Origin of the sequence: Micromonospora sp. NPDC023956, from assembly GCF_040639195.1 — a bacterium.
Taxonomy (GTDB): Bacteria; Actinomycetota; Actinomycetes; order Mycobacteriales; family Micromonosporaceae; genus Micromonospora.
This window is the reverse complement of record NZ_JBEZZN010000003.1, coordinates 100,798-126,050: the sequence shown is the minus strand read 5'-3', so window position 1 is coordinate 126,050 and position 25,253 is coordinate 100,798. Positions and strand designations below refer to the sequence as shown.

Below are 25,253 nucleotides of genomic sequence, written 5' to 3'. Positions count from 1 at the left end.
CCATTTCTACTTAACGGTCACTAAGCATGCCCTATCGGCTACCTGATTACAGGAGATGCCGGTGAGCAGGCAATTTGCATCGCTGTTTATCGTGACAGTGATCCGGGTGCCAGCGCACCGCCTACAGCGATAAGGGCCAAAGATGAGCGACAGTCACCCTCCGTATGGAGGACCGTCCGATCCGAACGCCGGGCAGCCCTGGGGACCGCCTCCGGGCCAGCCGGTCTCCGGGCAGCCGTGGGGGCCACCGCCCGGTCAGCCGATCTCCGGTCAGCCGGACCCGTACGGGTACGGACAGCCCGGCTACCAGCAGCAGCCTGGATATGCACCGCCGCAGTACGCCACCCCCGTGCAGCCGCCGAAGAAGAACAAGGGCCTGATGGTCGGTCTCGGCGTCGGCGCGGCGACGGTGGCGCTGCTGGCGCTCTGCGGCGTGGGCGTCGGTGTCATCGTGGCGAACGGTGACGACGACGAGCCCGCCGCCCCACCGGTGGCCACCACCTCGGCCCCCGGCGGGGACACCGCACCGAGCACCGTCCCGTCGCCCAGCGAGACCCAGGAGGACACGCCGAACAACAACAACGCGGTGACCGCCCGGTACTCCAGCGACTTCGACGCGGTCTGCGCGGGCAACCCGGTCCTCAACGCCGCCGCCTACTCCGCACCGGCCGGCTCCAAGGCGTACACCTTCTACAACAGCCCCACCCGGCCGGACAGCTGGTCGCTCCGCTCGACCGGCTACGGCAAGTCGTACTACGCCAAGAGCGACGAATTCGAAAAGGTCAGCGTCGTGGGCTGCCTGAAGTACCAGGACGGCAGCGAGGGTGCCGGCCGCAAGTGCCAGCTCAAGGACAGCTCGGACAAGATCATCACGATCGACTACGTGTCGTCCCGGTACACCCTCACCTACTACGCGGCCAAGACCGCGCAGAAGATCGGCGACGGCGGCACCATCAACGCGCCGGCCGTCCGCTGCCCGTCCTTCGTCACCTACAACAAGTCCACGATGAAGGCCTACGCCTCGCCAGACACCGGTGCCATCGAGGCCGCCATGGAGAAGTTCCTCGGCTGACCCACCCCGTGCGACCCCGGCGCGGGGGAGGGGTGGACCCCACCACTCCCCCGGCCCGGGTGGCACGACGGAGCGCCGGCTCAGGTGCAGTCGCCGGTGTCGACCGCCCGGGTCCGCTCCGCACCGGCCAGGGCCACCGGGCGGGCCTCCTCGGCGGTGACCGCGAAGCCGGTGTTCGGGTCGTCCGCCGCCGCCGCGAAGATCACCCCGAGCACCAGTCCGTTCGGCGCGACCAGCGGACCGCCGGAGTTGCCGCTGCGCACCAGCGCCCGAATCGTGTAGACCTCCCGGGTGACGTCCCCCGAGGAGTAGATGTCCGGACCGGTGATCTGGTCGACGTCCCGCACCCGGGCCGACTGCGCGTCGTACGGCCCGTCCAGCGGGAAGCCGAGGACGATCGCGTCCGCCCCGCTCCCCGCCCGGTCGGCGGCGAACCGCATGGCCGGACCGGGCAGATCCGGTACGTGCAGCACGGCCAGGTCCCGGTCGGGGTCGTAGACCACCACGCGACCGTCGTACCGCTCGCCGTTGCGCTCCACCGAGACGTCACGGGTGCCGGCGACCACGTGCGCGTTGGTCATCACCCGGTCCTCGGCGTAGATGAATCCGGATCCCTCGATCCGGCGGCTGCAACTCGGCGCGTAGCCGCGCACCTTGACCACCGAACGCTGGCCGTTGGCGACCACCTGGGAGCCGGCGAGCGCCGGGTCGGGTGGGGACACCTGCCGGGCCCGGGTGGGTGCCAGGTCACCGAAGACGTCCGGGAAACCGTTGGTGTCCACCGTGTCCCGCAGCGCGGTGGAGAACTGCTGGGCCTGGTCCGGCATCACCCGGTCGACCACGGTGAGCAGGGCGCTGTTCCGGACCGAGGAGGCCAGCCAGGGGAACGACGACGACCCCAGCGGCACGGCGACCAGCCAGGCCACCAGGATCACCGCGAACAGCGAGACGAGCGCCCCCCCGATGTCGTCGGCGCGCCGGCCGACGCGGCTGGTGATCGCGTGCCGCAGGTGCGAGCCGACCCAACCGGCGAGGGTCTGACCCAGCACCGCCAGTCCGAAGACCGCGACCAGCGCGACGATCACCCGGGCGGCGCTGTCGGTGAGTCGCTGCGCCAGCAGGGGACCGACCTGGAGGCCGAGCAGGGCCCCGAGGAAGAAGCCGGCGAAGGAGAGCGCCCCGATGACGAACCCCTGGCGGTATCCGCTGATCGCGAAGAGGAGCATGAGCAGCAGCAAAAAGAGATCAACGGGCGACACCCGTCCAGCGTACGGGCACCGGACACCGACGACGACGCTCGTCGCGGAAGCCGCCCGACGCCGTCAGCGACCGGCCAGTTCGTCCGCCTCGTCGGTGCCGGCGGAGGGTGCCGGGGTGGCGGCCGTCGGCGGCAGGTCGACCACCCGGTCCCGGGGCCAGGGCCGGGCCCAGCCGCCCATCTCCAGCACGGCGGCGAGCACGCCTGCGGTGAATCCCCAGACGAGCATGCCGCGTACCGAGAAGGCCGGCCCGATCCAGCCGCTCGGATGGCGTACCCGCAGCCGGTTCTCCGGGTCGACCAGCTCGGCGACGGGGAGCCGGGCGACGTGCGCGACCTCGGCCGGCTCCCGGGAATGGACCGGGTGCGGCCGGTGCCACCAGCCGAGGACCGGAGTGACCACGAAGTCGCTGACCGGGATCCAGAGTTTCGGCAGCTCGGCCAAGACGGTGACGCTGTCCGGATCGAGGCCGACCTCCTCGTTCGCCTCGCGCAGCGCGGTCGCGACCAGATCGGCGTCACCCGGGTCGGCGACTCCGCCGGGAAAGGCCGGCTGACCGGCGTGGTTACGCAGGGTGGCGGCCCGTTGCAGGACGAGTACGTCCGGCCCGACGCCCGGTTCCTCGCCGAGCAGAACCAGCACGGCGCTCTGCCGGCCGCCGCTGTCCGGCGTGGGCAGGGTGGTGAAGTCCTCCACGCGGGCGGTACCGAGCCGGGCGAGCAGCGGGTCCATCCATCCGGGCAGGGGACGGATCATGCGGGCACGTCCAGGCCGAGATGGCGGCGGACCAGGTCGGCGAGGCGGGCGTCGTCGATCGCGCCGGAGACGTCCTGGTGCCGGACCCGCCCCTGCGCGTCAACCAGGAGGGTGATCGGCAGGACGTTCGGCGCCAGCGCGCGCTGCAACCGCTGGTCGGTGTCGACCAGGGTCGGGAACGTCACGCCGAAGTCCGCACCGACGGACACCGCCCGGGGACGGTCGTCGAAGGTGTTCACCCCGATCACGTGCACCTGCCCGGCCATCCGCTCGTGCAGGCGCTGGAACGAGGGGAGTTCCTTCCGGCAGGGCGGGCACCAGGAGGCCCACAGGTTGATCACCGCTGGTCCGCGTACCGCCCGTAGGGAGACCTCGGTGCCGCCGGTGAAGCAGGCGAACCTCAGGTCGGGCAGGCCCCGGCCCGGCCCCGGCGACCCGGCCGCCCCGGTGGTCGGGTCGGGTGCGTTCGCGGGTGGGCTGCCCGGGGCGGCCGGCGGAACCGACGGTCCGGGCGACGCGGCGGGCGGCGTCGAGGGGGGTGCGGTCAGCGCGGCGCAGTCGGCGAACGGCGAGTCCTCCGTCGCCGTGGGTCGCGCGGCGCTCCGACCGGTCTCCCCGGCGGTGCAGCCGGCGACCAGCAGCAGCGGAGCGAGGAGGGCGGCGGCGACGCGACGGTTCACGGCGCCTCCGCCCCGACCGCCTGGGTGGGGACCATCTCGGGGTCGACCCCGGCGGCGACCGCCAGGTCCCGGGCCCGGGGGCCCTTGAGCAGCTTCGCGGCGGCCGCCGGCTCGGTCGGCCCGGTCCCGTACGACGGGCAGAGCTTGGTCAGCGTGCAGGCACCGCAGGCGGGCTTGCGGGCATGACAGACCCGCCGCCCGTGGAAGATCACCCGGTGCGAGAGCATGGTCCAGTCGCGCTTCTCGAAGAGCGCCCCGACCGCGTGCTCGATCTTGACCGGGTCGGTTTCGTCGGTCAGCCGCCAGCGGTGCACCAGCCGCTGGAAGTGCGTGTCGACGGTGATCCCGGGCACGCCGAAGGCGTTGCCGAGGATGACGTTGGCGGTCTTGCGGCCGATCCCGGGCAGGGTCACCAGGTCGGTCAGCTTTCCGGGGATCTGCCCGTCGTACCGCTCGACGAGGGCCTGGCCGAGCTTCGTCAGCGAGTCGGTCTTGTTCCGGAAGAAGCCGGTCGGCCGGATCAGCTCCTCCAGCTCGGTCCGGTCGGCGCCGGCGTAGTCCGCCGCGCTCGGATACCGGGCGAAGAGCTTCGGGGTGACCTCGTTGACCCGCTTGTCCGTGCACTGTGCGGAGAGGATCGTCGCGACGGCGAGTTCCAGCGCGTTCGAGTGGTCGAGTTCGCAGTGCGCGTCGGGGTGGGCGTCGGTGAGCGCGCGGCCGATCCGCCGGGCCCGCCGCTTACGGCCCAGGTCGGTCTCCGCCACGCTGGGAGAGCTGGTGGTCACGCCGGCCAGCCTACGTCGCCGGGCGGACCGTCCGGTCCCGCCTACCCGGCGTCCGGGGCGGAGATCGTCCCGTCGGCGGCGAACCGGGCACCGGTCTTCGGGAAGTCCTGGCCGCTGAGCGTCTTGACCAGGCCGAGGCCCCGGTCGTCCGGGTCCGGGACCGGCTTGCCGAGATCGTTCATGTACGTCGAGGCGAGCGAGCCCGCCACGAACGTGCCGTCCGCCTTGAGCGACACCTTGAGCACGCCGCCCCAGCCGAGCCGGCCGTTGTTGCTCAGCGACTTGCCGCCCCCGGCGAAGTTGCCCAGGCTGTAGGCGATCAGCCGGCCCTGGTAGAACTCCATCGCCCGGAGCACGTGCGGGCCGTGACCGACGATCAGGTCCGCCCCGGCGTCGATCATCGCGCGGGAGAACTTGACCGGATCGCCCCGGTTCTCGCCGAGGAACATCTCGGTCCCCGGCTTCACCCGGGTCTTGTCCGAGCCCTCGCCGCCCATGTGCACCTGCACGACGACCAGGTCGGCCATGGTGGCCGCCTTCTCGACCACCTTCTCCGCGGCGTCGATGTCGACCAGGCTGTTCGACCAGACGTACGACGAGAAGCCGGCGACCGCGACCTTGACGCCCTTGACGTCGACCACGGTGATCTGGTCGGGGGCGCCGGTGTGCTTCAGGTCGTACTTCTCCAGCGCCTTCTGGGTGTTCTCGTAGCCGGCCGGGCCGTAGTCGTACCCGTGGTTGTTGGCCTGGTTCAGCAGGTGGAATCCGGCGTCCTTGAGGTGGGCGGCGTACTCCGGCGGGGCCCGGAACTGGAAGCAGCGGGTGGAGTTCGCCCCGCACTTGCCGGTGCCGGTGTCGACCGTGAGCGGCTCTTCCAGGTTGCCCATCACCAGGTCGGCCTCGAGCGCGGTCCGGACCCCGTCGAAGAAGCCCTTGCCGCCGTTGGGGGGCAGCCGGTGCGGCGCGTTGCCGATGATGATGTCGCCGGTGGCGGAGAGCGAGACGACCTTCTCCTCCGCCGTCGGTGGCGCGCTCGGGCTCGCCGGGGCGGGCGCGGCGGTCGTCCCGTCCGCCGGCTGCCAGGCGGGACTCTCCTCGGCCGGACCACATCCGGCGGCGACCAGCAGGGTGAGGAGCGCACCCAGCGCGGCCGCGCGGCGGCGGGGGCGGCGGGCGTCTCGGAAGGCGGCGGCGTACATCGTCCGCGACCCTACCGGTCGGCCGGGCCTCCGGGGATGGCCGATCGGGTGGAAGGTACCGATCCGGAGGACTCCGCCAGTCGCAGCCGATCCGACCACGGCACCACCTCGTCGGCACCACCGGCCAGGACGGCCGCGTGCACCGCGCGGGCGAGCGGGGCACCCCACCGCGAACGGGGTCCGCCGTACGGGTCGACCGGGCCGTCCGTCGGGCAGAGCACGGTCACCGCGTCGGTCGGGGTGCCGGTGGCCGGCAAGCCCAGCTCGACGATCGCCTGGGCCTTCGCCTCGGTCGCGGTCGCCACCGCGTTGACCAGCGCCGCGTCACCGAGCCGGACGGGCACCAGAACCACGATGTTGACCGTGCCGACCGGTTCCACGGCGGTCGGGTTCGCCGGGGCGGCGGCCTGGACCGGGGTGCCCAGCCCGACCGTCGCCCAGACCCGCACCCCGTCGTCGGCGCGGGCGACCACCTCGGCGACGTCCACGCCGGTCAGCAGGCCGACCCCGGGCCCGTCGAGGCCGAGCTGTCCGGCCAGGCCGGCGAGGTGCTCCGCCGGGTCGTCCCGGCGGTACGACATCGGCACGGTCGCGTTCACCACCCAGTGCCGGACCCCGATGCCGCCGCCGAGCGGGGCGGAACTGATCCCGTACAGCGGCCGGTCGGCGCGCCAGCACAGCAGCGGGACGTCGCGGCCGTCCTCGGGCCGGGTGGTCAGGAAGGGCTCGCTCAACACGCCGGTGACCCTACGACCGACGCCCGCCGGAGCGCTCCCCGGCCGGCCGTGGCGGTGGATCATAGCGTCTGATCAGGTCGGTTTCGTTACGTCCGATGATCACCTTCCAGGGGTGACCTCTGATTACCGCTCACGTGCGCCTAGACTGGGCGTCGCGCGCGGGATCAGCGGACGGCGGACCCAGCCGACGGACGGCACGCGCAGGCGGAGGTGCGCGATGGACGAGGTACTGGCCCGTAGTGGGATCTTCCAGGGCGTCGACCCGGAGGCGGCCGAAGCGCTCGCCAAGGAGATGGAGACGATCGAGGTCCGCAAGGGCGAGGTGGTCTTCAACGAGGGCGAGCCCGGCGACAGTCTTTACATCCTGCTTTCCGGCAAGATCAAGGTGGGGCGGCGGGCCGCGGACGGTCGGCAGAACCTCATCGCGGTGATGGGCCCGTCGGACATGGTGGGCGAGTTGTCGCTCTTCGACCCGGGCCCGCGCACGGCGACGGCCACCGCGGTCACCGACACCCGGCTGGTCCGACTCCGCAAGCAGGCGCTGCGGCCGTGGCTGAACAACCGGCCCGAGATCGCCGAGCAGCTCCTCCGGGTGCTGGCCCGCCGGCTCCGGCGGACGAACGACTCGCTCGCCGACCTGATCTTCACCGACGTGCCCGGCCGGGTCGCCAAGAACCTGCTCCAGATGGCCGGTCGGTTCGGCACCCGGGACGGCGGCGTGCTGCGGGTGACCCACGACCTGACCCAGGAGGAGATCGCACAGCTCGTCGGCGCCTCCCGGGAGACGGTCAACAAGGCGCTGGCCGACTTCGCGTCCCGGGGCTGGCTGCGCCTGGACGGCAAGAGCATCATCATCCTCGACCCGGAGCGGCTCGCCCGCCGGGCGCGGGTCTGACCCCGGTCTCCCACGGGAGGGCCACCCTCGGGTGTGCCCTCCCGTTTTCTGCCCGGCGCAGAACCCATCGACCGGGCCGGTGGTCGGCTGGCACCCTGACCTGATGCTGGAACGCGTCGCCGTCCTCTCCGACATCCACGGTGTCCTGCCCGCGCTGGAGGCCGTCCTGGCCGAACCGGACGTCGTCGCGGCCGACCTGGTCGTGCTCACCGGGGACATCGCCGCCGGGCCCCAGCCGGTCGAGGTGCTGGACCTGCTGGACACCCTCGGCGACCGGGCCGCCTGGGTGGGCGGCAACGCCGACCGCGAGCTGGTCTGGCTACGCGGCGGTCGCACGTTCCCCGTCCCGGACGCGGTGACGCCGTGGGCCGCCAGCCAGCTCCGCGACGACCAGGTGGCCCGACTGGCAGGGCTGCCGCTCAGCGTGACGCTGCCGGTCGCCGGTCTGGGTGAGGTGCTGTTCTGCCACGCCACCCCGCGCGACGACGAGGAGGTCGTCCTGGTCGACTCCCGGCTCGACCGGTGGACGGAGGTCTTCGCCACCCTGCCGGCGGAGGTGGGCACGGTGGTCTGCGGGCACACCCACATGCCCTTCGTCCGGCTCGCCCACCGCCGCCTGGTGGTCAATCCGGGCAGCGTCGGCATGCCGTACGGCGGAGCGGGGGCGCACTGGGCGCTGCTCGGCCCCGGTGTGCAGCTGCGCCGCACCGGATTCGACCTGGACGTCGCCTGCGCCCGCGTGGCCGCCGAGTCCGCGTATCCGGGGGCAGCCGCCTGGGCCGACGAGTACGTGCGCTCCCGACACGACGACGCCGAGGCGCTCACCGTCTTCGGTCCACGCGACGGCCGCTGACGCCCACCGCCCTCCGGCCGCCCCGCGTCCGGATCGCCGGGTCCGCCGCCGACCGGAACGGCTCGACAAGCGGCAGCCGGGCGACCCCACCCGTCCGGGCAGGCAGCCGAGCGGCGACCCCGGTCACGGACGGGCAGCCGTGCCCCGTTCGTGCGGGCAGCTCCACAGCGTCCGGCCGGCCTGACCTGGCTGCCGGCCACCGGTCGATCTGCTGCGGCGAGGCACCGCGCCACCACCAGAAAAAGTCAGTCTTGACTGTTTGTTTTGTCGGCGGCAGGCTGGCCAGGTGCCCGCCCCGCCGAACCACGCCCCCCAGCCGGGCCGCGCCGCACAGCCGAACCACGCCGCACAGCCGGGCCGCGCCGCACAGCCGGGCCGCGTGCCGCAGCAGGAGCGCAGCCGGGCCACCCGCACCCGGCTGCTGGAGGCGACCGTCGACTGCCTGGTCGAGTACGGCTGGTCCGGCACCACCACCACGGTGGTCGCCGCCCGCGCCGGAGTCTCCCGGGGTGCCCAACTGCACCACTACCCCACCAGGGCGGCGCTGGTCACCGCAGCCGTGGTCCACCTGGCCGAGCGTCGCGCGGCGGAGCTGCGGACCGAGGCCGAGGCGCTGCCGGTCGGTCCCCAGCGGCTCGACCGGGTGATCGACATGCTCGCCGCCGCCTTCACCGGCCCGCTCTTCGTCGCCGCCCTCGAACTCTGGGTGGCCGCCCGTACCGACCCGGAACTACGCGCGGCCCTGGTGCCCCTGGAGGCCCGGGTCGGCCGGGAGATGCACCGGCTCACCGTCACACTGCTCGACGCGGACGAACGGCGTCCCGGGGTCCGTGAGGCGGTGCAGGCCACCCTGGACCTGCTCCGGGGGCTCGGGGTGGCCAACCTGCTCACCGACGACTCGACCCGCCGCACCGCCCTGCTGAACACCTGGAAACGCCAGCTCGCCACCCTGCTCACCCCGTGACCGGAGGCACCCATGGTCGTCCTGTCGGACCTGCCCGTACGTCCCGCGACGGTGACCGCGTGATCCGGATCGGCAACGCCTCGGGCTTCTACGGCGACCGGTTCACCGCCTGGCGGGAGATGCTCGACGGCGGTGAGCTGGACGTCCTCACCGGCGACTACCTCGCCGAGCTGACCATGCTGATCCTCGGCCGGGACCGGCTCCGTGACCCCTCCCTCGGCTACGCGAAGACCTTCCTCAGGCAACTGGAGGGCACTCTCGGCACCGCCCTGGAGCGGGGCGTGCGGATCGTGACCAACGCCGGAGGTGTCAACCCGGCCGGACTGGCCGCCGCGATCGGGGCACTCGCCGACCGGCTGGGCCTCACCGTCCGGGTCGGGTACGTCGAGGGTGACGCCGTGCCCCGGCCGGACGCGCTCACCGCGAACGCGTACCTGGGGGCGTTCGGCATCGCGGCCTGCCTGGAGGCGGGCGCGGACGTGGTGGTCACCGGCCGGGTCACCGACGCCTCCCTGGTGGTCGGTCCGGGCATCGCCCGGTTCGGCTGGCGGCACGAGGACCTCGACGCACTGGCCGGAGCCACCGTGGCCGGGCACCTGATCGAGTGCGGGGCCCAGGTGACCGGCGGGAACTTCAGCTTCTTCACCGAGCTGCCCGACGGCGGACGACGTCCCGGCTTCCCCGTCGCCGAGCTGCGTCCGGACGGCTCGTCGGTGATCACCAAGCATCCGGGCACCGGCGGGGCGGTCACCGTGGAGACGGTCACCGCGCAGCTCCTCTACGAGATCGGCGGGCCGGATTACCTCGGCCCCGACGTGGTGACCCGACTCGACACGGTGGCCCTGCACCAGGACGGCCCCGACCGGGTACGGGTGAGCGGCACCCGGGGCGCCCCGCCGCCGGACACCCTGAAGGTCGGCGTCAACAACCTCGGCGGGTTCCGCAACTCGATGACCTTCGTCCTCTGTGGACTGGACGTTCCGGCCAAGGCGGCTCTGGTCCGCGAGCAGGTCGAGGCGGCGGTCGGTCCCGAGGGGCTGGAGTTCCGCCTGGCCCGTACCGACCACGTCGACGCGGGCGACACCGAGACGGCGAGCGCGCTGCTGCACGTACACGTCAAGGACGGTGACCGGACGCGGGCCGGACGGGTCTTCTCGGCCGCCGCGGTGGAGCTGGCGCTGGCCTCCTACCCGGGTTGCACCCTGACCACCCTGCCCGGCGACGCGACGCCGTACGGGGTCTTCACCTCCGACACGGTGCCGCAGGACGCGGTCGCGCACGTCGCCGTGCTCCCCTCCGGCGAACGCGTGCCGATCCCACCCCCACCGGCGACGGGTGGGCAGGGATTCCCGGCAGCGCGACGACCGCCGGCAGGGGACGCTTCCCGCCCCACCGGGCGCGGTGCGCTCGGCGAACTGGTGGGGGCACGCTCGGGCGACAAGGGCGGCGACGCGAATCTCGGCGTCTGGGCGCGCACCGACGCGGCCTACGCCTGGCTGCGCGGTTGGCTGACCGTCGAACGCCTCGGCGATCTGCTGCCGGAGACCGCCGGGCTGGCCGTCGAGCGGTACGAGCTGCCGAACCTGCGCGCGGTGAACTTCGTGCTCCGGGGCCTGCTGGGTCAGGGGGTGGCCGCCTCCACCCGGTTCGACCCGCAGGCCAAGGCGCTCGGTGAACTGCTCCGGGCCCGGATCGTGGACCTGCCGGCGGAGCTGCTGCCGGCCACCGCGCCGACCGAACCGGCGCCACCAGCGGCCCCTGGCGGGGCGGATGGCGAGCCGGCGGCCCGTGGCGTGGCGGGGGGCCACTCGTGACCGTCCTGCGCAGCACGGTCGATCCCACCTCGGCAGCCCACCGGGCCAACCGGGAGGCGCTGCTGGCCCGGCTGGCCGAGCTGGACGAGGCGTTGGACGCCGCCCGGACCGGCGGTGGCGAGAAGTACGTCGCCCGGCACCACCGGCGCGGGCGACTGCTCCCCCGGGAACGGATCGAGCTGCTGCTCGACCCGGACAGCCCGTTCCTGGAACTGTCGCCGGTGGCCGCGTACGGCACGGACTTCCCGGTCGGGGCGAGCGTGGTGACCGGCATCGGGGTGGTCGAGGGGGTGGAGTGCCTGATCCTCGCGAACGACCCGACGGTCCGCGGTGGCGCGGTCAACCCGTGGTCGCTCGCCAAGACCCGCCGGGCCGGGGAGATCGCGCTCGCCAACCGGCTACCGATGGTGAACCTGGTCGAGTCGGCCGGAGCCGACCTGCCCACCCAGGCGGAGATCTTCATCCCGGGCGGCCGGGTCTTCCGGGACCTGACCCGGCTCTCCGCGGCACGCATCCCCACGGTCAGCGTGGTCTTCGGCAACGCCACCGCCGGTGGTGCCTACATCCCCGGCATGTCCGACCAGACCATCATGATCCGGGACCGGTCGCAGGTCTACCTGGCCGGGCCACCGCTGGTGAGGATGGCGACCGGCGAGGACGCCGACGACGAGTCGCTGGGCGGGGCGGCGATGCACGCCACCCGCTCCGGGCTGGCCGACTTCCTCGCCGAGGACGAACCCGACGGCATCCGGTTGGCCCGGCGGTGCGTACGCCGGCTCAACCGGCGCAAGCAGGGCCCGCCGCCGCGTACGGCCCACCCGGCCCCGCCCCGGTACGACCCGGAGGAGCTGCTCGGCGTCGCCAGCGCCGACCTCAAGGTGCCGTTCGACCCCCGTGAGGTCCTCGCCCGGGTGCTCGACGGCAGCGAGTTCGACGAGTTCAAGCCGGCGTACGGCACCGCGCTGGTCACCGGCTGGGGCGAGTTGCACGGGTACCCGGTCGGGGTGCTGGCCAACGCCCGGGGGGTGCTGTTCAGCGAGGAGGCGCAGAAGGCGGCCCAGTTCATCCAGCTCGCCAACGCCGCCGACACCCCGCTGGTCTTCCTCCAGAACACCACCGGCTACATGGTCGGCACCGAGTACGAGCAGCGCGGCATCATCAAGCACGGCGCGCTGATGATCAACGCGGTGTCGAACTCGACCGTGCCGCACCTGACGGTCAACCTCGGCGCGTCGTACGGGGCGGGCAACTACGGCATGTGCGGACGGGCGTACGAGCCGAGGTTCCTGTTCACCTGGCCGAACGCGAAGTCGGCGGTGATGGGGCCGGCGCAGCTGGCCGGGGTGCTGTCGATCGTGGCCCGGCAGGCCGCCGCCGCGCGGGGACGCGAGTACGACGAGGACTCCGACGCGGCGATGCGCGCGATGGTCGAGCAGCAGATCGAGTCGGAGTCCGGGGCGCTGTTCCTCTCCGGTCGGCTCTACGACGACGGGGTGATCGATCCCCGGGACACCCGTACCGTCCTCGGCCTCTGCCTGTCGGTGGTGCACGGTGCCCCGGTGCGGGGCGCCGACGCCTTCGGCGTCTTCCGGATGTGACTCCCGTGAGCGCGAGGAACGCAGCGCAGCGGAGTCCCGCAGCCGCGAACGAAAGGTGGGCACCGTGAGCGCGAGGAACGCAGCGCAGCGGAGTCCCGCAGCCGCGAACGAAAGGTGGGCACCGTGAGCGCGAGGAACGCAGCGCAGCGGAGTCCCACAGCCGCGAACGAAAGGTGGGCACCGTGATCACAAGACTGCTGGTGGCCAACCGGGGTGAGATCGCGCGCCGGATCTTCGCCACCTGTCGGGCGCTTGGCGTGCAGACCGTCGCCGTGCACGCGGACGCGGACGCCGACGCGCCGTTCGTCGCCGAGGCCGACCACGCCGTACGCCTGCCCGGGAACACGCCGGCCGAGACGTACCTCCGGGTCGATCTGCTCCTGGACGCGGCCCGCCGGACGGGCGCGGACGCCGTGCACCCGGGGTACGGCTTCCTCGCCGAGAACGCCGTGTTCGCGGCGGCGGTGACCGACGCCGGGCTGACCTGGGTCGGTCCGCCGGCCGCCGCGATCGCCGCGATGGGCGACAAGATGGCCGCCAAGGCGCTGCTCGCGGAGGCCGGCGTGCCGATGCTGCCGACCTGGACCGACCCCGACGCGGTCACCGACTTCCCGGTGCTGGTGAAGGCGTCCGCTGGCGGCGGCGGGCGGGGCATGCGGGTCGTCCGGGACGCCGAAGGCCTCGCCGCGGCGGTCGCCTCCGCGAGCCGTGAGGCGGCCGGCGCGTTCGGCGACGGCACGGTCTTCGTCGAGCGGTACGTCGAGCGTGGCCGCCACGTCGAGGTGCAGATCTTCGGGGACAGCCACGGCACGGTCGCCGCACAGGGGGTACGCGAGTGCTCGATCCAGCGCCGGCACCAGAAGCTGATCGAGGAGGCCCCCGGCGTCCTCCCGTCCGGCCTGCGGGAACGGCTGCACGAGGCGGCGGTGGCCGCCGGGCGGGCGGTCGGCTACGTCGGCGCGGGCACGGTGGAGTTCCTGCTCGCCCCGACCGGGGAGTTCTTCTTCCTGGAGATGAACACCCGCCTCCAGGTCGAGCACCCGGTCACCGAGCTCACCACCGGCCTGGACCTGGTCCGGCTGCAACTGCTGGTGGCCGAGGGCGAGCCGCTGCCGGAGCAGGCCACCGACCCGACGTCGACGCGCGGCCACGCGATCGAGGTACGGCTCTGCGCCGAGGACCCGGCACGTGACTGTCGGCCGGCCACCGGCACCCTGCACCGGTTCTCGATCCCCGACGTGACGCGCGAGTTCGGCACCCTACGGTCGGCCGGGTTACGCCTCGACTCGGGCGTGGTCGACGGCTCGACGGTCGGGGTGCACTACGACTCGATGCTGGCGAAGCTCGTCGCCTGGGCGCCGACCCGCGCGCAGGCGGCCCGGCTGCTCGCCGGTGCGCTGGCCCGCGCCGAACTGCACGGGGTGACCACGAACCGGGACCTGCTGGTCCGGGTGCTGCGGACCCCGGACTTCCTGGCCGCCGAGGTCGACACCGGCTTCCTCGACCGGTGCCCGGAGGTCTTCGCCCCGCTGCTGCCGGCCGACGAGCTGCCGCTGACCGCGCTCGCCGGCGCGCTCGCCTGCGCCGCCGCCCGCCGCGCCGAGGCGCCGGTGCTCGGTTCCCTCCCGTCCGGCTGGCGGAACGTTCCGGCGTTTCCCCAGGTCACCCGCTTCTCCGGAGCGGATGGCGAGATCGAGGTCCGGTACCGGCTGGACCGCGCCGGCCGGCTCGCCGAGTGGTCCACCGACCCGTCCGACGAGCGGACCGTCACCCTCGTCGGGGCCGCCGCGGACCGGGTGGTGCTGGACGTCGACGGGGTGCGGCGGACCTACCGCGTACACCGGGTGGGGCCGGAGGTCTTCGTGGACGGCCCGGAGGGGGCGACGAGCCTCACCGAGCTGCCCCGGCTCCCGCTGCCCACCGCCGCGCTGACCGCCGGCTCGCTCCTGGCGCCGCTGCCCGGCACGGTCACCCGCCGGCACGTCGACGTGGGTCGCCGGGTCACCGCCGGGGACCTGCTGCTGACGCTGGAGGCGATGAAGCTCGAACACCCCGTGCTCGCCCCGGCCGACGGTGTCGTCACCGAGCTGCCGGTGCCGGCCGGCGGGCAGGTCGAGACCGGCACCGTGCTGGCCGTGGTCGACCCGATCCAGGAGGACGTGCGATGAACTTCGACCTGACCGACGAGCAGGAGCAGCTCCGCGACGCCGTCCGGGGCCTGGGTCGGCGGTACGGCCACCGGTACTTCGTCACGAAGGCGAAGGCCGGCGAGCACACCACCGAACTGTGGGACGAGGCCGGCCGGCTCGGCTACCTGGGGGTCAACATCCCCACCGAGTACGGCGGCGGGGGCGGCGGCATCACCGAGCTGGCGATCGTCTGCGAGGAGCTGGCCGCCGCCGGCTGTCCGCTGCTGCTGCTGGTGGTCTCCCCCGCCATCGCCGCCACGGTGATCGCCCGGCACGGCACCGACGGGCAGCGCCAGGAGTTCCTGCCCGGGTTGGCCGACGGTTCGCTGAAGGTGGTCTTCGCGATCACCGAGCCGGAGGCCGGATCGAACTTCCACCGGCTCGGTACGGTGGCCCGCCCCGACGGCGACGACTGGCTGCTCTCCGGGCGCAAGTGCTACATCTCCGGGGTCGACGAGGCGCAGCACGTGCTGGTGGTGGCGCGGACCGAGAACGCCAGCACCGGGAAGCTCGAACCGGCGCTCTTCGTCGTGCCGACGGACGCGGCCGGGCTGACCTGGTCGAAGCTGGACATGGAGATCGTCTCCCCGGAGAACCAGTTCCTGCTCTACCTCGACGACGTGCGGGTGCCCGCCGACGCGCTGCTCGGCGGATCGCCCGATGCCGGCCTGCCGGCCCTCTTCGCCGGCCTGAACCCGGAGCGGATCACCGTCGCCGCGATGGGGGCCGGCACCGGTCGGTACGCGATCGAGCGCGCCTCGGAGTACACCGCCAGCCGGGCGGTCTGGGGCGGGCGGAGCATCGGCGCGCACCAGGGGGTGTCCCACCCGCTCGCGCACGCGGCGATCCAGGTGGAACTGGCCCGACTGATGATCTACAAGGCCGCCGCCCTCTACGACGCCGGCCGGGACCTGGAGGCCGGGATCTCCGCCAACATGGCCAAGTACGCGGCCGGGGAGGCCGCCGCGCTCGCCGTGGACACCGCCGTCCAGGTGCACGGCGGCGCGGGCATGACCACCGAGTACGGCGTCGCCACCCTGCTCGGGGCGGTCCGTGCCGGCCGGATCGCGCCGGTCAGCCGGGAGATGATCCTCAACTTCGTGGCCCAGCACGTGCTCGGTCAGGACCGCTCGTACTGAGCGGCGCGCCGCTCAGGCCGGGGTACGGCAGGCGGCGTCGATGCGGTGCACCGGTCGCACCCGCCGGCCCAGCCCCTCCAGCAGCGAGTCCTCGACGTGGAAGTCGTGGATCCGCAGCCGGTGCCGGGGCAGCTCGTCCTCGTTCGGGCAGAGCACCTGCGCCTCGACCCGGTCCACCGGGACGAACCGCACCCCGCCCCGCGCCTCCAGGATCGTCATGTGCACGTCGTCGACGGCCACCACGTGCCCCCGCACGTCCTCGCTCCCCCCGGTGCCGGCGGAGACCGTGACCACGGTCAGCGGCAGCACCGGAGTGGTGATCACCGGCAGCGCGGCCCAGGCCAGGACGACCAGCACGGCGGTCTGGGTGATCGGGGCGAGTGGACGGAGCACCGACCGGGGCAGTGGTCCGGCGACGGCGCAGGCGAGCAGCGGCGGCCCGCCGAGCAGCAGCAGGGCGACCACGTCCCGCTGCGCCCCGGCGTCGAGCACGGTCGGCCAGACCAGCCAGCCGTATCCCGTCAGGAGACCGAGCAGGAGCAGCAGTCGGGGCAGCAGCCGCTCGTGCAGCCGTTCCGGGGTGATCTGGAACGCGGCGGCCATCGCCGGCAGCAGCAGCGGCAGGTAGAGCAGCTCCCAGGTGACCAGGGCGAACAGGAAGCTCGTCAGCACCAGCCAGGCCGGGGTGATGTCGGCCCACCGGGCGAAGATCGGCGGACGGACCGCCGGGACGCGGCCGGTGGCGTCGGGGCCCGCCCGGTCGGCGCTGACGGCGAAGACCGCGCCGAGGGCGAAGACGGCGACCAGGACGGTGGAGACCAGTTGGGCCGCCGTGGTGAGGAAGCCGGCGATCAGGTTCACCGGGCCGACGTTCGCCACCAGCAGCAGCGTGGTCTGGAGCTCTCCCCCGGCCTCCACCGCGAGCCGGAGCACCGAGAAGACCGCCGGCACGCCGACGACGAACGTCCAGAAGGACTGGCTGGCCCGCGCCCGCCGCTCGGCCTGGTCGGTGTCCCGGTCCCGCCGCCCGGCCGGGTCCGCCCGGTGGTCGTCGCCGGCCGGGGCGGGCTCCCGGACGGTCGCGTGGTCGTCGACGGGGGCGCTCATCGCGTCGGCGCCTTGTCGTCGAAGTCCACCAGGTCCGGCACGTCCAACGGCCGCGGCTGCGGCAGGTCCGCCTTCAGCCACGGGCCGAGCGTGGTGTGGTAGGCCGTCAACCAGGGACTACTGCCGTCCCGGCGCCCCTGCTGGTAGCTCTTGTCCAGGAAGTAGGCGACCAGGTCGCGCAGCGCCCGGTCCCCGATCGGCACGCCGACGCCGATCCGCTCGCTGGTGCCGAAGGGCATGTCGACGATCTGGAACTCGGTGGCGAACTGGGAACGGAACCCGGCCAGGATGGCCTCGTCGGAGCTGACCACGTCGTACAGGCCCTCGCGGATGCCCCGGACGCAGTCGCTGACGTCCTTGACCACCCGGGGCCGGATGCCGTGCTCCTCCAGCTCCGCCTCGCTGGTCGATCCGCCGCTGGCGCAGACCCGCAGCTTGGGGTCGCGCAGGTCCTCGATGGTCCGGACCCGGTCCTTGAGGCGGAGCGGGACCAGGACCTCCTGGGTGGTCACGAAGTACGGGCCGGCGAAGAGCACCTGCGTCTCCCGCTCCCTGGTCATCGAGAAGCTGCTGACCACGAGGTCGACCGCACCGCTCTGGAGGGCGGGGATGCGGTCCTCGGTGGCCAGCGGCACCAGGTCGATCCGCTGGTCACCCTCGTAGCCCAGCGACGCGGCGATGTACCGGGCGATCTCGACCTCGAAGTTGACGAAGGCGTTCTTCTGCCCGCCGAGCAGCGGGTCGAGGGTCGCCACCCCGATCCGCAGCTTCGGCTGGCCGTGGACCTGCGTCTCGCGCAGCTTCTCCTGCACCGAGGGGACCTGCGGTTCCTGCCGGCTGTCGCAGCCGGCGACCGCCGCGAGCGAGAGTGTCAGGGTGACCGCCAGCGCGGTGACGATCGATCGGAGGTGGGGCCGGGACAGCTTGTTCATGGACGGCCTCCCGAGGAACGGACCTACGGGCCACCGAGGGTAGTCGATCGACTCCAGCACGTGCCGCACGTGGACGGAAACGGCCCGCGCGGTTGACAGCGCGGGTAACCGGACGATGCTGGACGGGTGACGCGTCTACCCCGATCCCGTGCCCGGATCCTGGCGGTGACCGCCGTGCTCGCGACGGTCGCCGTCCTGGCCACCATGGTCGTCCTGCGTCGGGACGACTTCCTGGGCGTGGTGCTGGCCATCCTCGTCGTACTGCTCGCGATGACCTCGGGGGTCGCCGTCGACGCGGCCCGCCACCAACCGCCGGCCACCCCGGTGGCCGCGCCCCCGCAGCAGGTCACCGGCGGCCTGCGCGGCATCGACGCGGACACCCTGGAGACGCTCGACGATCCGATGATGGTGGCGGCGCTGCGCGCCCGGCTCCGCGACCGCTGACCGCACCGCCGGGCCGGCGCGGGCCGTTCCCGGGCCATCGAACCGCAGCGGGCCGCTCCCGGGCCGCCGGGCTGGCCGCGTGGGTGGCGGCGGAGCCCCCGGCTCAGCCCAGGCTGAGGGTCGGTGTGGCCAGGCCGTCGACCCCCCGCCCGGCCAGGCAGCGGTACGTCCGGTCGGGGTCGGTGTCCTCCGGCGGCAACACCTCCAGCTTCCAGCCGTCCTCGTGGGTCAGGCCGCTGGTCAGCCGGAACGTCGTGGGGTTGCAGACCTGCCGGATCGAGGGTGCCGCCTTGACCGCGTCGTGGGCGGCGCCGACCAGGTCGGTGGGGAGGTCGCCCTCGGCGTAGCTCTCCCAGGTGTGCCGCCGGTCGCACCGGACCCGGACGGCCTGCGCCCGGGTGCCCCGGACCCGGACCGGGCCGAAGCACTGCAACTCGTCGGCACAGCGGCCCCCGGCGGGCAGCTCGGTCGCACCGTCCACACAGCCCGGTAACACCCCGGCGACGGTGGTGGTGGACGGCATCGGGTCCGGTGTCCGGGAGCTGTCGGCCACCCAGGCCCCGGCACCCGCCGACGCGACCAGGGCGAGCACGCCCGCTCCGCCCAGGAACCAGCGCCGCCGGCGGCGCACCGGCGCCGGCACGGTGGGGTGGTCCTGCTCCGCCGGGGTACGGGGTGCGGGTTGACCGGTGTGCCCCCGTGCCGGTTCGTCGCCGGTGCGCTCGGCCGGGCCGGGGGGCCGCCAGGGCCCGACGAAGGTCGTCCCCCCGTGGTGCGGGGAGTCCGCCGGGTCGAGCGGCAGTCCGGCCAGCAGACCCCGCAGCTCGACCGCGGAGGGGCGGGAACGCGGGTCGTTCGACATCCCGCACCGGAGCACCTCGAGCAGCCCGTCCGGCACGCCGGGCAGTCCAGGGATCGGGTGGTTGAACATCTCCAGTACGGTGACCAGGCTCGGGTTGCGCTCCGACTGCCAGCGCGGGGGTCGGCCGTGCATCACCGCGTAGAGGGTGGCGCAGAGGGAATAGACGTCGACCGCCGGCGAGGGCGGGCTGTGGTTGAACATCTCCGGCGGCGCGTACGCCGGGGTGAGCACCTCCATGGTGACCGTCGGATCCCGCACCTCGGCGAGCACCGCCAGCCCGAAGTCCGCCAGCACCGCCGAGTTGAACTGCGAGTGCAGGATGTTCGCCGGCTTCACGTCACGGTGCAGCACCCCGGCCGCGTGCGAGTGCGCCAGCGCGTCGGCGATCTTGACGCCGAGATCGCGCGCCTCGACCGGGCCGAGCGGGGAGGTGCGCATCCGTTCGGCGTACGACCCGTCGCAGAGTTCCATGATGAGGTACGGATGCTGGTCGATGGTGACGCCGACGTCGAAGAGGTCCACCACGTGCGGGTGGGACGACATCCGGCCGGCGGCCCGCGCCTCACGCAGGAAGCGGGCCTGGTCCCGCTCACTGTCCAGGGTGCGGTTCTCCACCTTGACCGCGACCTCACGTCCGACGGAGATCTGCACGGCCCGGTAGACGGTGGCGTAGCCACCACGGGCAAACACCTGCAAATCCGTCAGACCGGGCACGATGGGCTTCGGCAGGGCGCCGGGCGGGGTGGCGGTCACAGCTCGAAAATACCCAACTCGTCCGGCGGCTCAGCGCCCCGCACCGGTGACCAGCGTGGATGGCCTCCCGGTGTCGGGCGGGTCGGCGAGGTCCCGGCGGGCGTCCAACCGGAGACCCACCGCGGTCGCCAACGCTCCCACGCCCTCCCACCCGGCCACTCCGAGGAAGCCGACCGGGGCGATGTCGGCCACCACCACGAGGGTGAACACGGTGACGGTGACCAGCCGGAACACCACGGTGAACCGGAAGAACGCGCGCCACTCGCTGACCGCCGCGAGGAGGTAGTAGACCCCCATGTTGAACGCCGCCATGGAGGACGCCACCAGGAAGGCGCCGGTGTGGTCGCCGGATGCCCGGGTCGGCGGCACGGCGAGACCGAGCAGGCCGAGCAGGGCCGCCGGCCAGAGCAGCCCGAGCACGCCGCTCAGCAGTGCCATCCCGCCGAAGACCGCGATGGTCCAGCCGGCGGCGGAGCGCGGCAGCCTCATGACGGTCCTCCTGTGGGTACGGCCGTCACCGTGGACCACCGCTGTGGTCCTCAACGCTAGCCGTCACGGCCCGTCCGGGCATCGGCGGAACCGGCAGATCCCACCGAACCGACCGAGTCCGGTGTCGCGGGCGTGCCCGACACGGCCGTCGACGCCTCCGCCCGAGCCGGCGGGGTGACCGGATCGGGCGGGCCCGCGCGGAGCAGCCGGGCGCGCAGCGCCTCCGTGCCGGCCCGCTCGCTGCGCTGCTCCGTCGCGTACGCCAGCCGGACCGCCTCCTCGGCGGCGGCCAGCGCCTCGACCGGACGACCGCACGCGGCGGACGCCTCGGCCAGCACCGACGCCGCGATCACCTGGCTGCGGACGTCCTCGGCCGGGGCGGCGACCGCCCGGCGGGCCCAGTCCAGCGCCTGCTCGTGCTGACCGAGGGCGAGCAGCGCCGAGGCGTACCGGGCCAGGGTCTGCCGGCGGGAGATGAGCAGCGCCGGGGTGTTGCCGGCGGTCGCCACCGGGGCGAGCAGCCCCACCGCGGTGGTCGGGTCACCGGCCGCCAGCCGGGCCATCGCCAGCAGCACCCGGGGGGCCACCTGCGCCGGTGCCTGCGGATTGTGCGGCTCCACGGCGGCCAGCACCTCGCGGGCGTACCGTTCGGCCGCCGCCCCGTCGCCGAGGTCCAGGGCGACGAAGCCGCGCAGCGTGCCGGCCATGCCGGTGAGCAGCGGGTGGGTGGTCCGCCCGGCGTCCTCCAGGGCGTCGGTGAGCAGGTCGGCGGCGTGCTCCGGCTCGCCCAGTCCACGGGCGATCGCACCTCGTACCACCAGGGCGAAGCCACGGCCCCAGTCGTCCGAGGCGGCGACGAAGTCCCGGTACGCGCGCCGGGCCGAGCGATCCGCCTCGGCCAGTTCGCCCAGCTCGGCGGCGGCGTACGCCTCGACCGCGCGCAGCGTGCCGACCACCCACGCCTCGCCGATCCGCTCGCCGAACGGCAGGAAGATCCGTGCCAGCCGGTACGCCTCGCGCAACCGGCCGGCGAGCAGCCGGGCGAACGCGGTCGTCCCGCGCAGCCAGGCCCGCCCGTACGGGTCCTTCAGTTCGGCGAAGAGCCGGGCCGCCCGGCCGAGCACCGCGTCGGTGCCGGCGAAGTCGCCCCGGGTGGTGGTCACCCAGGCCAGGTTCTGCAACGACCACGCCTGCCCACGCGGGTCCTGCGCGGCCAGGCTGACCTGGTACGCGGCGGCGAGCCGGCTGCTGGCCTGCCCCAGCCGCCCGGTGACGAAGTCGGCCATGCCGAGCCGGCGCATCGCCGAGGCGCGCAGCGTGGGCAGCTCGGCGGCGGCGGCCACCTGCAACGCCTCCTGCCAGACCGCCACCGCCCGCCCCAGGTCACCGAGGTTCTGGTACGCCTGCCCGGCCAGTAGCAGCGCGTTGGCCCGGGTCGCGCCGTCGTCGGTGGCGTTGGCCGCGATCTTCTCGGCGAAGGCCAGCGCGTCGGCGGCCCGCCCCACCTGGAGCAGCGCGCGGGCGTGCACCACCCGGGCCACCACCGGCAGCCCGTCCCGGGCCAGCTCGGCGGCGCGTTCGGCGTACTCGACGGCGAGCGCCGGCTCCCCGGCGGCGAGCGAGCGGCGGGCGGCCCGGTCGAGCGCGGCCACGCCCAGCGGGGCCACCGTCCGGGCCGGCGCGTCCGGCCGGAGCCGGACCGCGTCGGCGAGCGCGGTGGCCCGCTCGGCGTGCTCGGCGACGAACTCGTCCCGGGCGGCGTCGGTGAACCCGCCGGGCACCGGCGCGTCGCCGGAGTCGGCCGGCGCGGCCCAGCGGGCCAGCGCGGCGTGCCGGTCGGCCAGGTCCGCCTTGCTGACCCCGGCATAGGCGGCCTCCCGCATCAGCGGTGTGGCGAACGAGTAGCCGGTCCGGGTGCGGTGCAGCATCCGGCGTTGCAGCAGCTCCTCCACGGCCCGGTCGTGTTCGACCGCGACCACGGCGGCCGGTCGGCCGTCCCGCCCGGTACGCCGTTCCCGCAGCGCCTCCAGCGTCCCGCTGGGCACGGTGTCACCGACCACGGCGGCGTCCCGCAGCACCGAGCGGGCCTCGGTCGGGAGCGCGTCGATCCGGGCCGCCAGCACGGCGGCGAGGTCACGGGAGAGCAGCCGGCTGCCGAGCGAGCCCGGGGCCAGCCGCCAGGTCGCGACGCCGGTGCCGTCCCGCTCCGCCCCGGCGGTCAGCGCACCCCGCTCCATCAGCAGGGTCACCAGTTCGGCCAGGTAGAACGGGTTGCCCTGGGCGGTGGCGAGCAGCCGGTCGGCGTCGGCCTGGGGCAGCTTCCCGCCGCTGAGGTAGGTGGTCAGCAGCCGGGAGGCGTCCGCGCCGCGCAGCGGGGGCAGCACGTACACCTCGGCCTCGGAGAGCCGGGTCAGCGCGCCGGCCGTCCGGACCAGCTCGGGGCGGCCCAGCAGCAGCACCAGCACCGGCCCGGCCAGCCGGGACAGGGTCACCCCGAGGGCCTGGGTGGTCTCGGGTGTGGCGTCGTGCAGGTCGTCGACGACCACCACCAGGGGGGCCTCGGCGGCGAGCCCGCTGAGCAGTCCCGCCACCGCGGTCGGCACCGCCTCGGCGTCCGGCGGTGGGCTGTTCGCGCTCCACTCCGCGTCGTCGGCCGGGCCGCCGTGCGCGCCGGGCAGATCGACGTAGCCGAGCAGGGCCAGCAACTGCTCGGTGGCGAGCGGCGGCGGCACCGGTTGCACCCGGGCGAGCCGCTGTTCGAGGCGGCGCAGCCGTTCCTCCACGGCGGGTCGGGTGACCGCAGTCGCGGCGTCGCCGGGCAGACCCACCGCGGCCCGGACCAGGTCGGCGAGGGGGGCGAGCCGGCGACGCTCACCGAAGGCCGCGCAGCGTACCGAGAGCACCCGCGCGCCGGTGTGTGCGGCGAACCGGCCGGCGCCGACGTCGTACCCGGCGGCGAGGCGTTCCACCTCGGCGGCGAAGCGGGACTTGCCGATCCCCGCCTCGGCGGTCATCAGCAGCACCCTCGGCTCGGTGCGGTCGATCACCTCGGCGAGCCGGCCGGCGACCCGGCCGACCTCGGCCTCCCGGCCGACGAACGGGGCCTCGTCGCCGAGGCCGGATCGGGTGCCCGGCGCGTCCAGGAGACCGAGCAGCTCGTACGCCTCGACCGGCTCGCGCTTGCCCTTGAGCCGCAGCGGGCGCAGCGCCCGCCAGGAGGCGACGTGCCGGGTGGCGGCGGCGGTGCGGGCCCCGGCGTAGACCGCGCCGACGGCGGCGGCGTCGGCCAGCCGGGCGGCGGTGTTCACCGTGTCGCCGATGACCGTGTACTCGATGGCGGCCTGGATGCCGGCGATCACGTCCCCGGTGTTCAGCCCGACCCGCAGGCCGAGCGGGGCGCCGCCACCGCGTTCGTCGTCGAGCACCCGGCGGACCGCCCGCTGCATGGAGAGCGCGGCCCGCACGGCCCGCTCGGCGTCGTCCTCGTGGGCGACCGGCGCGCCGAAGACCGCCATGATGCCGTCGCCGGTGAGCTTGTCGACGTGCCCGCCGAAGGTCTTGACCGCCCCGGCGAGCGCGGCGAGCACCCGGTCGGTGACCGCGCCGACCCGCTCCGGGTCGAGGTCCTCCGACCAGGAGGTGAAGTCGGACAGGTCACCGAAGAGCACGGTGACGACCCGACGCTCGGCCGCCGGCAGGGTCGCGGCGGCCGGTAGCGCGGCACCGCAGTTGTGACAGAACCGGGCGCCGGGCACGGCGACGGTCTTACACACCGGGCAGGTCACGGTTGGTCCAACCGCGCTTCTCCGCCACCGGATTCCCGGGGCGTCACCCCGAGGTACTCCAGCTGGGCCCGGACCGACCACTCGGCCGCCCACCACAGCGAGCGGTCCACGTCCACGTAGACCCGGGCGACCACCTCGGCGGCGGTGGTGTCGCCGGCGGCGACCGCCGCCCGGACCTGGTCGAGCCGGGCACGCCGGTGGGCGAGGTAGTAGTCGGCCGCCGCACCGCAGTCGGCCAGCGCCGGGCCGTGTCCCGGCAGGGCGACGATTCCCCGGTACGCCGACAGCCGTCCCAGGCTCGTCAGATAGTCCCCGAGGTCACCGTCGGGGTGGGCGACCACGGTGGTACCCCGGCCGAGGATGGTGTCACCGGTGAGCACCACCTGTTCGCCCTGGTGGTCGACGAGGAAGCAGACCGAGTCGGCGGTGTGCCCGGGAGTGGGCACCAGGTCGATCAGGAGACCGGAACCGCCGAAGGACTCCCAGGGCTCGCCGAGGGGTTCGGCGTCGATGGTGTGCGCCGGGTCGACGGCGAGCACCGGCACCCCGCCGAGCAGCTCGGCCAGGCGGCGGGAGCCGTCGGTGTGGTCCGGGTGCCCGTGGGTGACCAGCACGAACCCGATCGGCGCGTGCGCGGCGATCCGGGCCAGGTGCTCCTCGTCGGCGGGCCCGGGGTCGACCACGACCGCCTCGTCGTGCCCGGGAGCGCGCAGCAGCCAGGTGTTGGTGCCGTCGAGGGTCATCGGGCCGGGATTCGGCGCGCGCAGCAGCGTCACCCAGTCCGGCAGCGAATCCGCCAGCGCGGCCGCCGGCGTCGTCATGTGCCCCGTCATGGCTGCGATCGTACGACCCGACGGGCCACTCGTCGCGATCTTGAAATTCGTACCGCCCGGCGGGACGCGTACCCCGCCCGGCCGGGCCGCAGCCCGCCGGGCAGGGTC

Annotated in this window: 20 protein-coding genes and 1 pseudogene; 9 read left to right on the top strand and 12 right to left on the bottom strand. The window is 74.0% G+C overall.

Features of this window, described 5'->3' with window-relative positions; genetic code table 11:
* Positions 1-142: 142 nt before the first annotated feature.
* Complete coding sequence (locus tag AB0F58_RS06770; RefSeq protein WP_357139036.1) at positions 143-1,072, top strand: hypothetical protein; 930 nt, start codon at positions 143-145, stop codon at positions 1,070-1,072.
* 80 nt (positions 1,073-1,152) lie between these two features.
* On the opposite strand, the gene AB0F58_RS06765 is transcribed toward AB0F58_RS06770, so the two are convergent.
* The 6 genes from AB0F58_RS06765 to AB0F58_RS06740 form a co-directional block, all read right to left on the bottom strand.
* On the bottom strand, positions 1,153-2,331 hold the full coding sequence (locus AB0F58_RS06765; protein WP_357139034.1) for a MarP family serine protease: 1,179 nt from the start codon (positions 2,329-2,331) through the stop codon (positions 1,153-1,155).
* Positions 2,332-2,394: 63 nt separating this feature from the next.
* Positions 2,395-3,087 carry a CoA pyrophosphatase gene (locus AB0F58_RS06760; protein WP_357139031.1) on the bottom strand — a complete coding sequence of 231 codons (693 nt, stop codon included), beginning with the start codon at positions 3,085-3,087 and terminating at the stop codon, positions 2,395-2,397.
* A complete protein-coding gene (locus tag AB0F58_RS06755; protein WP_357139029.1) occupies positions 3,084-3,767 on the bottom strand; it encodes a TlpA disulfide reductase family protein in 684 nt (227 codons plus the stop codon). The genes AB0F58_RS06760 and AB0F58_RS06755 overlap by 4 nt, the downstream gene beginning before the upstream one ends.
* The gene (nth, locus tag AB0F58_RS06750) at positions 3,764-4,552 is read right to left on the bottom strand and encodes an endonuclease III (RefSeq protein ID WP_357139027.1); all 789 of its coding nucleotides are present in this window, start codon (positions 4,550-4,552) and stop codon (positions 3,764-3,766) included. Before nth ends, AB0F58_RS06755 begins: the two co-directional genes overlap by 4 nt.
* 41 nt (positions 4,553-4,593) lie before the next feature.
* Entirely contained in the window at positions 4,594-5,751 is a 1,158-nt protein-coding gene (locus tag AB0F58_RS06745; RefSeq protein WP_357139025.1) for a CapA family protein, read from the bottom strand.
* A gap of 11 nt (positions 5,752-5,762) precedes the next feature.
* The gene (locus tag AB0F58_RS06740) at positions 5,763-6,488 is read right to left on the bottom strand and encodes an adenosylcobinamide amidohydrolase (protein WP_357139023.1); all 726 of its coding nucleotides are present in this window, start codon (positions 6,486-6,488) and stop codon (positions 5,763-5,765) included.
* Positions 6,489-6,705: 217 nt separating this feature from the next.
* Here AB0F58_RS06740 and AB0F58_RS06735 point away from each other — a divergent pair, with 217 nt between their 5' ends.
* The 7 genes from AB0F58_RS06735 (at position 6,706) to AB0F58_RS06705 (ending at position 15,940) form a co-directional block, all read left to right on the top strand.
* Positions 6,706-7,383, top strand: coding sequence for a Crp/Fnr family transcriptional regulator (locus tag AB0F58_RS06735; protein ID WP_007073398.1), 678 nt, complete (start codon positions 6,706-6,708; stop codon positions 7,381-7,383).
* Between the two features lie 103 nt (positions 7,384-7,486).
* A complete protein-coding gene (locus AB0F58_RS06730; RefSeq protein ID WP_357139021.1) occupies positions 7,487-8,236 on the top strand; it encodes a metallophosphoesterase family protein in 750 nt (249 codons plus the stop codon).
* A gap of 379 nt (positions 8,237-8,615) precedes the next feature.
* Positions 8,616-9,200, top strand: a complete 585-nt coding sequence (locus tag AB0F58_RS06725) for a TetR/AcrR family transcriptional regulator (protein ID WP_357139019.1) — start codon at positions 8,616-8,618, stop codon at positions 9,198-9,200.
* Positions 9,201-9,259: 59 nt separating this feature from the next.
* Complete coding sequence (locus tag AB0F58_RS06720; RefSeq protein ID WP_357139016.1) at positions 9,260-11,014, top strand: acyclic terpene utilization AtuA family protein; 1,755 nt, start codon at positions 9,260-9,262, stop codon at positions 11,012-11,014.
* Positions 11,011-12,612: a carboxyl transferase domain-containing protein gene (locus tag AB0F58_RS06715; protein ID WP_357139014.1), complete on the top strand. Its 1,602-nt coding sequence runs from the start codon at positions 11,011-11,013 to the stop codon at positions 12,610-12,612. Before AB0F58_RS06720 ends, AB0F58_RS06715 begins: the two co-directional genes overlap by 4 nt.
* A 182-nt stretch (positions 12,613-12,794) precedes the next feature.
* Entirely contained in the window at positions 12,795-14,780 is a 1,986-nt protein-coding gene (locus AB0F58_RS06710; RefSeq protein ID WP_357139012.1) for a biotin carboxylase N-terminal domain-containing protein, read from the top strand.
* Positions 14,777-15,940 carry an acyl-CoA dehydrogenase gene (locus AB0F58_RS06705; protein WP_357139010.1) on the top strand — a complete coding sequence of 388 codons (1,164 nt, stop codon included), beginning with the start codon at positions 14,777-14,779 and terminating at the stop codon, positions 15,938-15,940. Before AB0F58_RS06710 ends, AB0F58_RS06705 begins: the two co-directional genes overlap by 4 nt.
* A 12-nt stretch (positions 15,941-15,952) precedes the next feature.
* On the opposite strand, the gene AB0F58_RS06700 is transcribed toward AB0F58_RS06705, so the two are convergent.
* Positions 15,953-17,047 carry a hypothetical protein gene (locus AB0F58_RS06700; RefSeq protein WP_357139009.1) on the bottom strand — a complete coding sequence of 365 codons (1,095 nt, stop codon included), beginning with the start codon at positions 17,045-17,047 and terminating at the stop codon, positions 15,953-15,955.
* A complete protein-coding gene (locus tag AB0F58_RS06695; RefSeq protein WP_357139007.1) occupies positions 17,044-17,979 on the bottom strand; it encodes a transporter substrate-binding domain-containing protein in 936 nt (311 codons plus the stop codon). The genes AB0F58_RS06700 and AB0F58_RS06695 overlap by 4 nt, the downstream gene beginning before the upstream one ends.
* 126 nt (positions 17,980-18,105) lie before the next feature.
* Between AB0F58_RS06695 and AB0F58_RS06690 the strand changes: the two genes are divergently transcribed.
* Entirely contained in the window at positions 18,106-18,423 is a 318-nt protein-coding gene (locus AB0F58_RS06690) for a hypothetical protein (RefSeq protein ID WP_357139005.1), read from the top strand.
* A 103-nt stretch (positions 18,424-18,526) separates the two neighbouring features.
* On the opposite strand, the gene AB0F58_RS06685 is transcribed toward AB0F58_RS06690, so the two are convergent.
* The 4 genes and pseudogenes from AB0F58_RS06685 to AB0F58_RS06670 all read right to left on the bottom strand — a co-directional run bounded on the left by AB0F58_RS06685 (position 18,527) and on the right by AB0F58_RS06670 (position 25,145).
* Positions 18,527-20,038, bottom strand: a complete 1,512-nt coding sequence (locus tag AB0F58_RS06685) for a serine/threonine-protein kinase (protein ID WP_357139003.1) — start codon at positions 20,036-20,038, stop codon at positions 18,527-18,529.
* Between the two features lie 30 nt (positions 20,039-20,068).
* Positions 20,069-20,527, bottom strand: a complete 459-nt coding sequence (locus AB0F58_RS06680; protein WP_357139000.1) for a hypothetical protein — start codon at positions 20,525-20,527, stop codon at positions 20,069-20,071.
* 203 nt (positions 20,528-20,730) lie between these two features.
* Positions 20,731-24,312, bottom strand: a pseudogene (locus AB0F58_RS06675) (adenylate/guanylate cyclase domain-containing protein); the annotation flags it as partial.
* Positions 24,309-25,145, bottom strand: a complete 837-nt coding sequence (locus AB0F58_RS06670; RefSeq protein ID WP_357138997.1) for an MBL fold metallo-hydrolase — start codon at positions 25,143-25,145, stop codon at positions 24,309-24,311. The pseudogene AB0F58_RS06675 and the gene AB0F58_RS06670, both read right to left, overlap by 4 nt.
* Positions 25,146-25,253 lie beyond the last annotated feature (108 nt).

Excerpts from the sequence above, each read along its gene's own strand:
- AB0F58_RS06670 (WP_357138997.1), bottom strand. The coding sequence starts at position 25,145 with ATGACGGGGCACATGACGACGCCGGCGGCCGCGCTGGCGGATTCGCTG.
- AB0F58_RS06745 (WP_357139025.1), bottom strand. The coding sequence starts at position 5,751 with ATGTACGCCGCCGCCTTCCGAGACGCCCGCCGCCCCCGCCGCCGCGCG.
- AB0F58_RS06735 (WP_007073398.1), top strand. The coding sequence starts at position 6,706 with ATGGACGAGGTACTGGCCCGTAGTGGGATCTTCCAGGGCGTCGACCCG.
- AB0F58_RS06700 (WP_357139009.1), bottom strand. The coding sequence starts at position 17,047 with ATGAGCGCCCCCGTCGACGACCACGCGACCGTCCGGGAGCCCGCCCCG.
- AB0F58_RS06760 (WP_357139031.1), bottom strand. The coding sequence starts at position 3,087 with ATGATCCGTCCCCTGCCCGGATGGATGGACCCGCTGCTCGCCCGGCTC.
- AB0F58_RS06770 (WP_357139036.1), top strand. The coding sequence starts at position 143 with ATGAGCGACAGTCACCCTCCGTATGGAGGACCGTCCGATCCGAACGCC.
- AB0F58_RS06705 (WP_357139010.1), top strand. The coding sequence starts at position 14,777 with ATGAACTTCGACCTGACCGACGAGCAGGAGCAGCTCCGCGACGCCGTC.
- AB0F58_RS06680 (WP_357139000.1), bottom strand. The coding sequence starts at position 20,527 with ATGAGGCTGCCGCGCTCCGCCGCCGGCTGGACCATCGCGGTCTTCGGC.
- AB0F58_RS06730 (WP_357139021.1), top strand. The coding sequence starts at position 7,487 with ATGCTGGAACGCGTCGCCGTCCTCTCCGACATCCACGGTGTCCTGCCC.
- AB0F58_RS06695 (WP_357139007.1), bottom strand. The coding sequence starts at position 17,979 with ATGAACAAGCTGTCCCGGCCCCACCTCCGATCGATCGTCACCGCGCTG.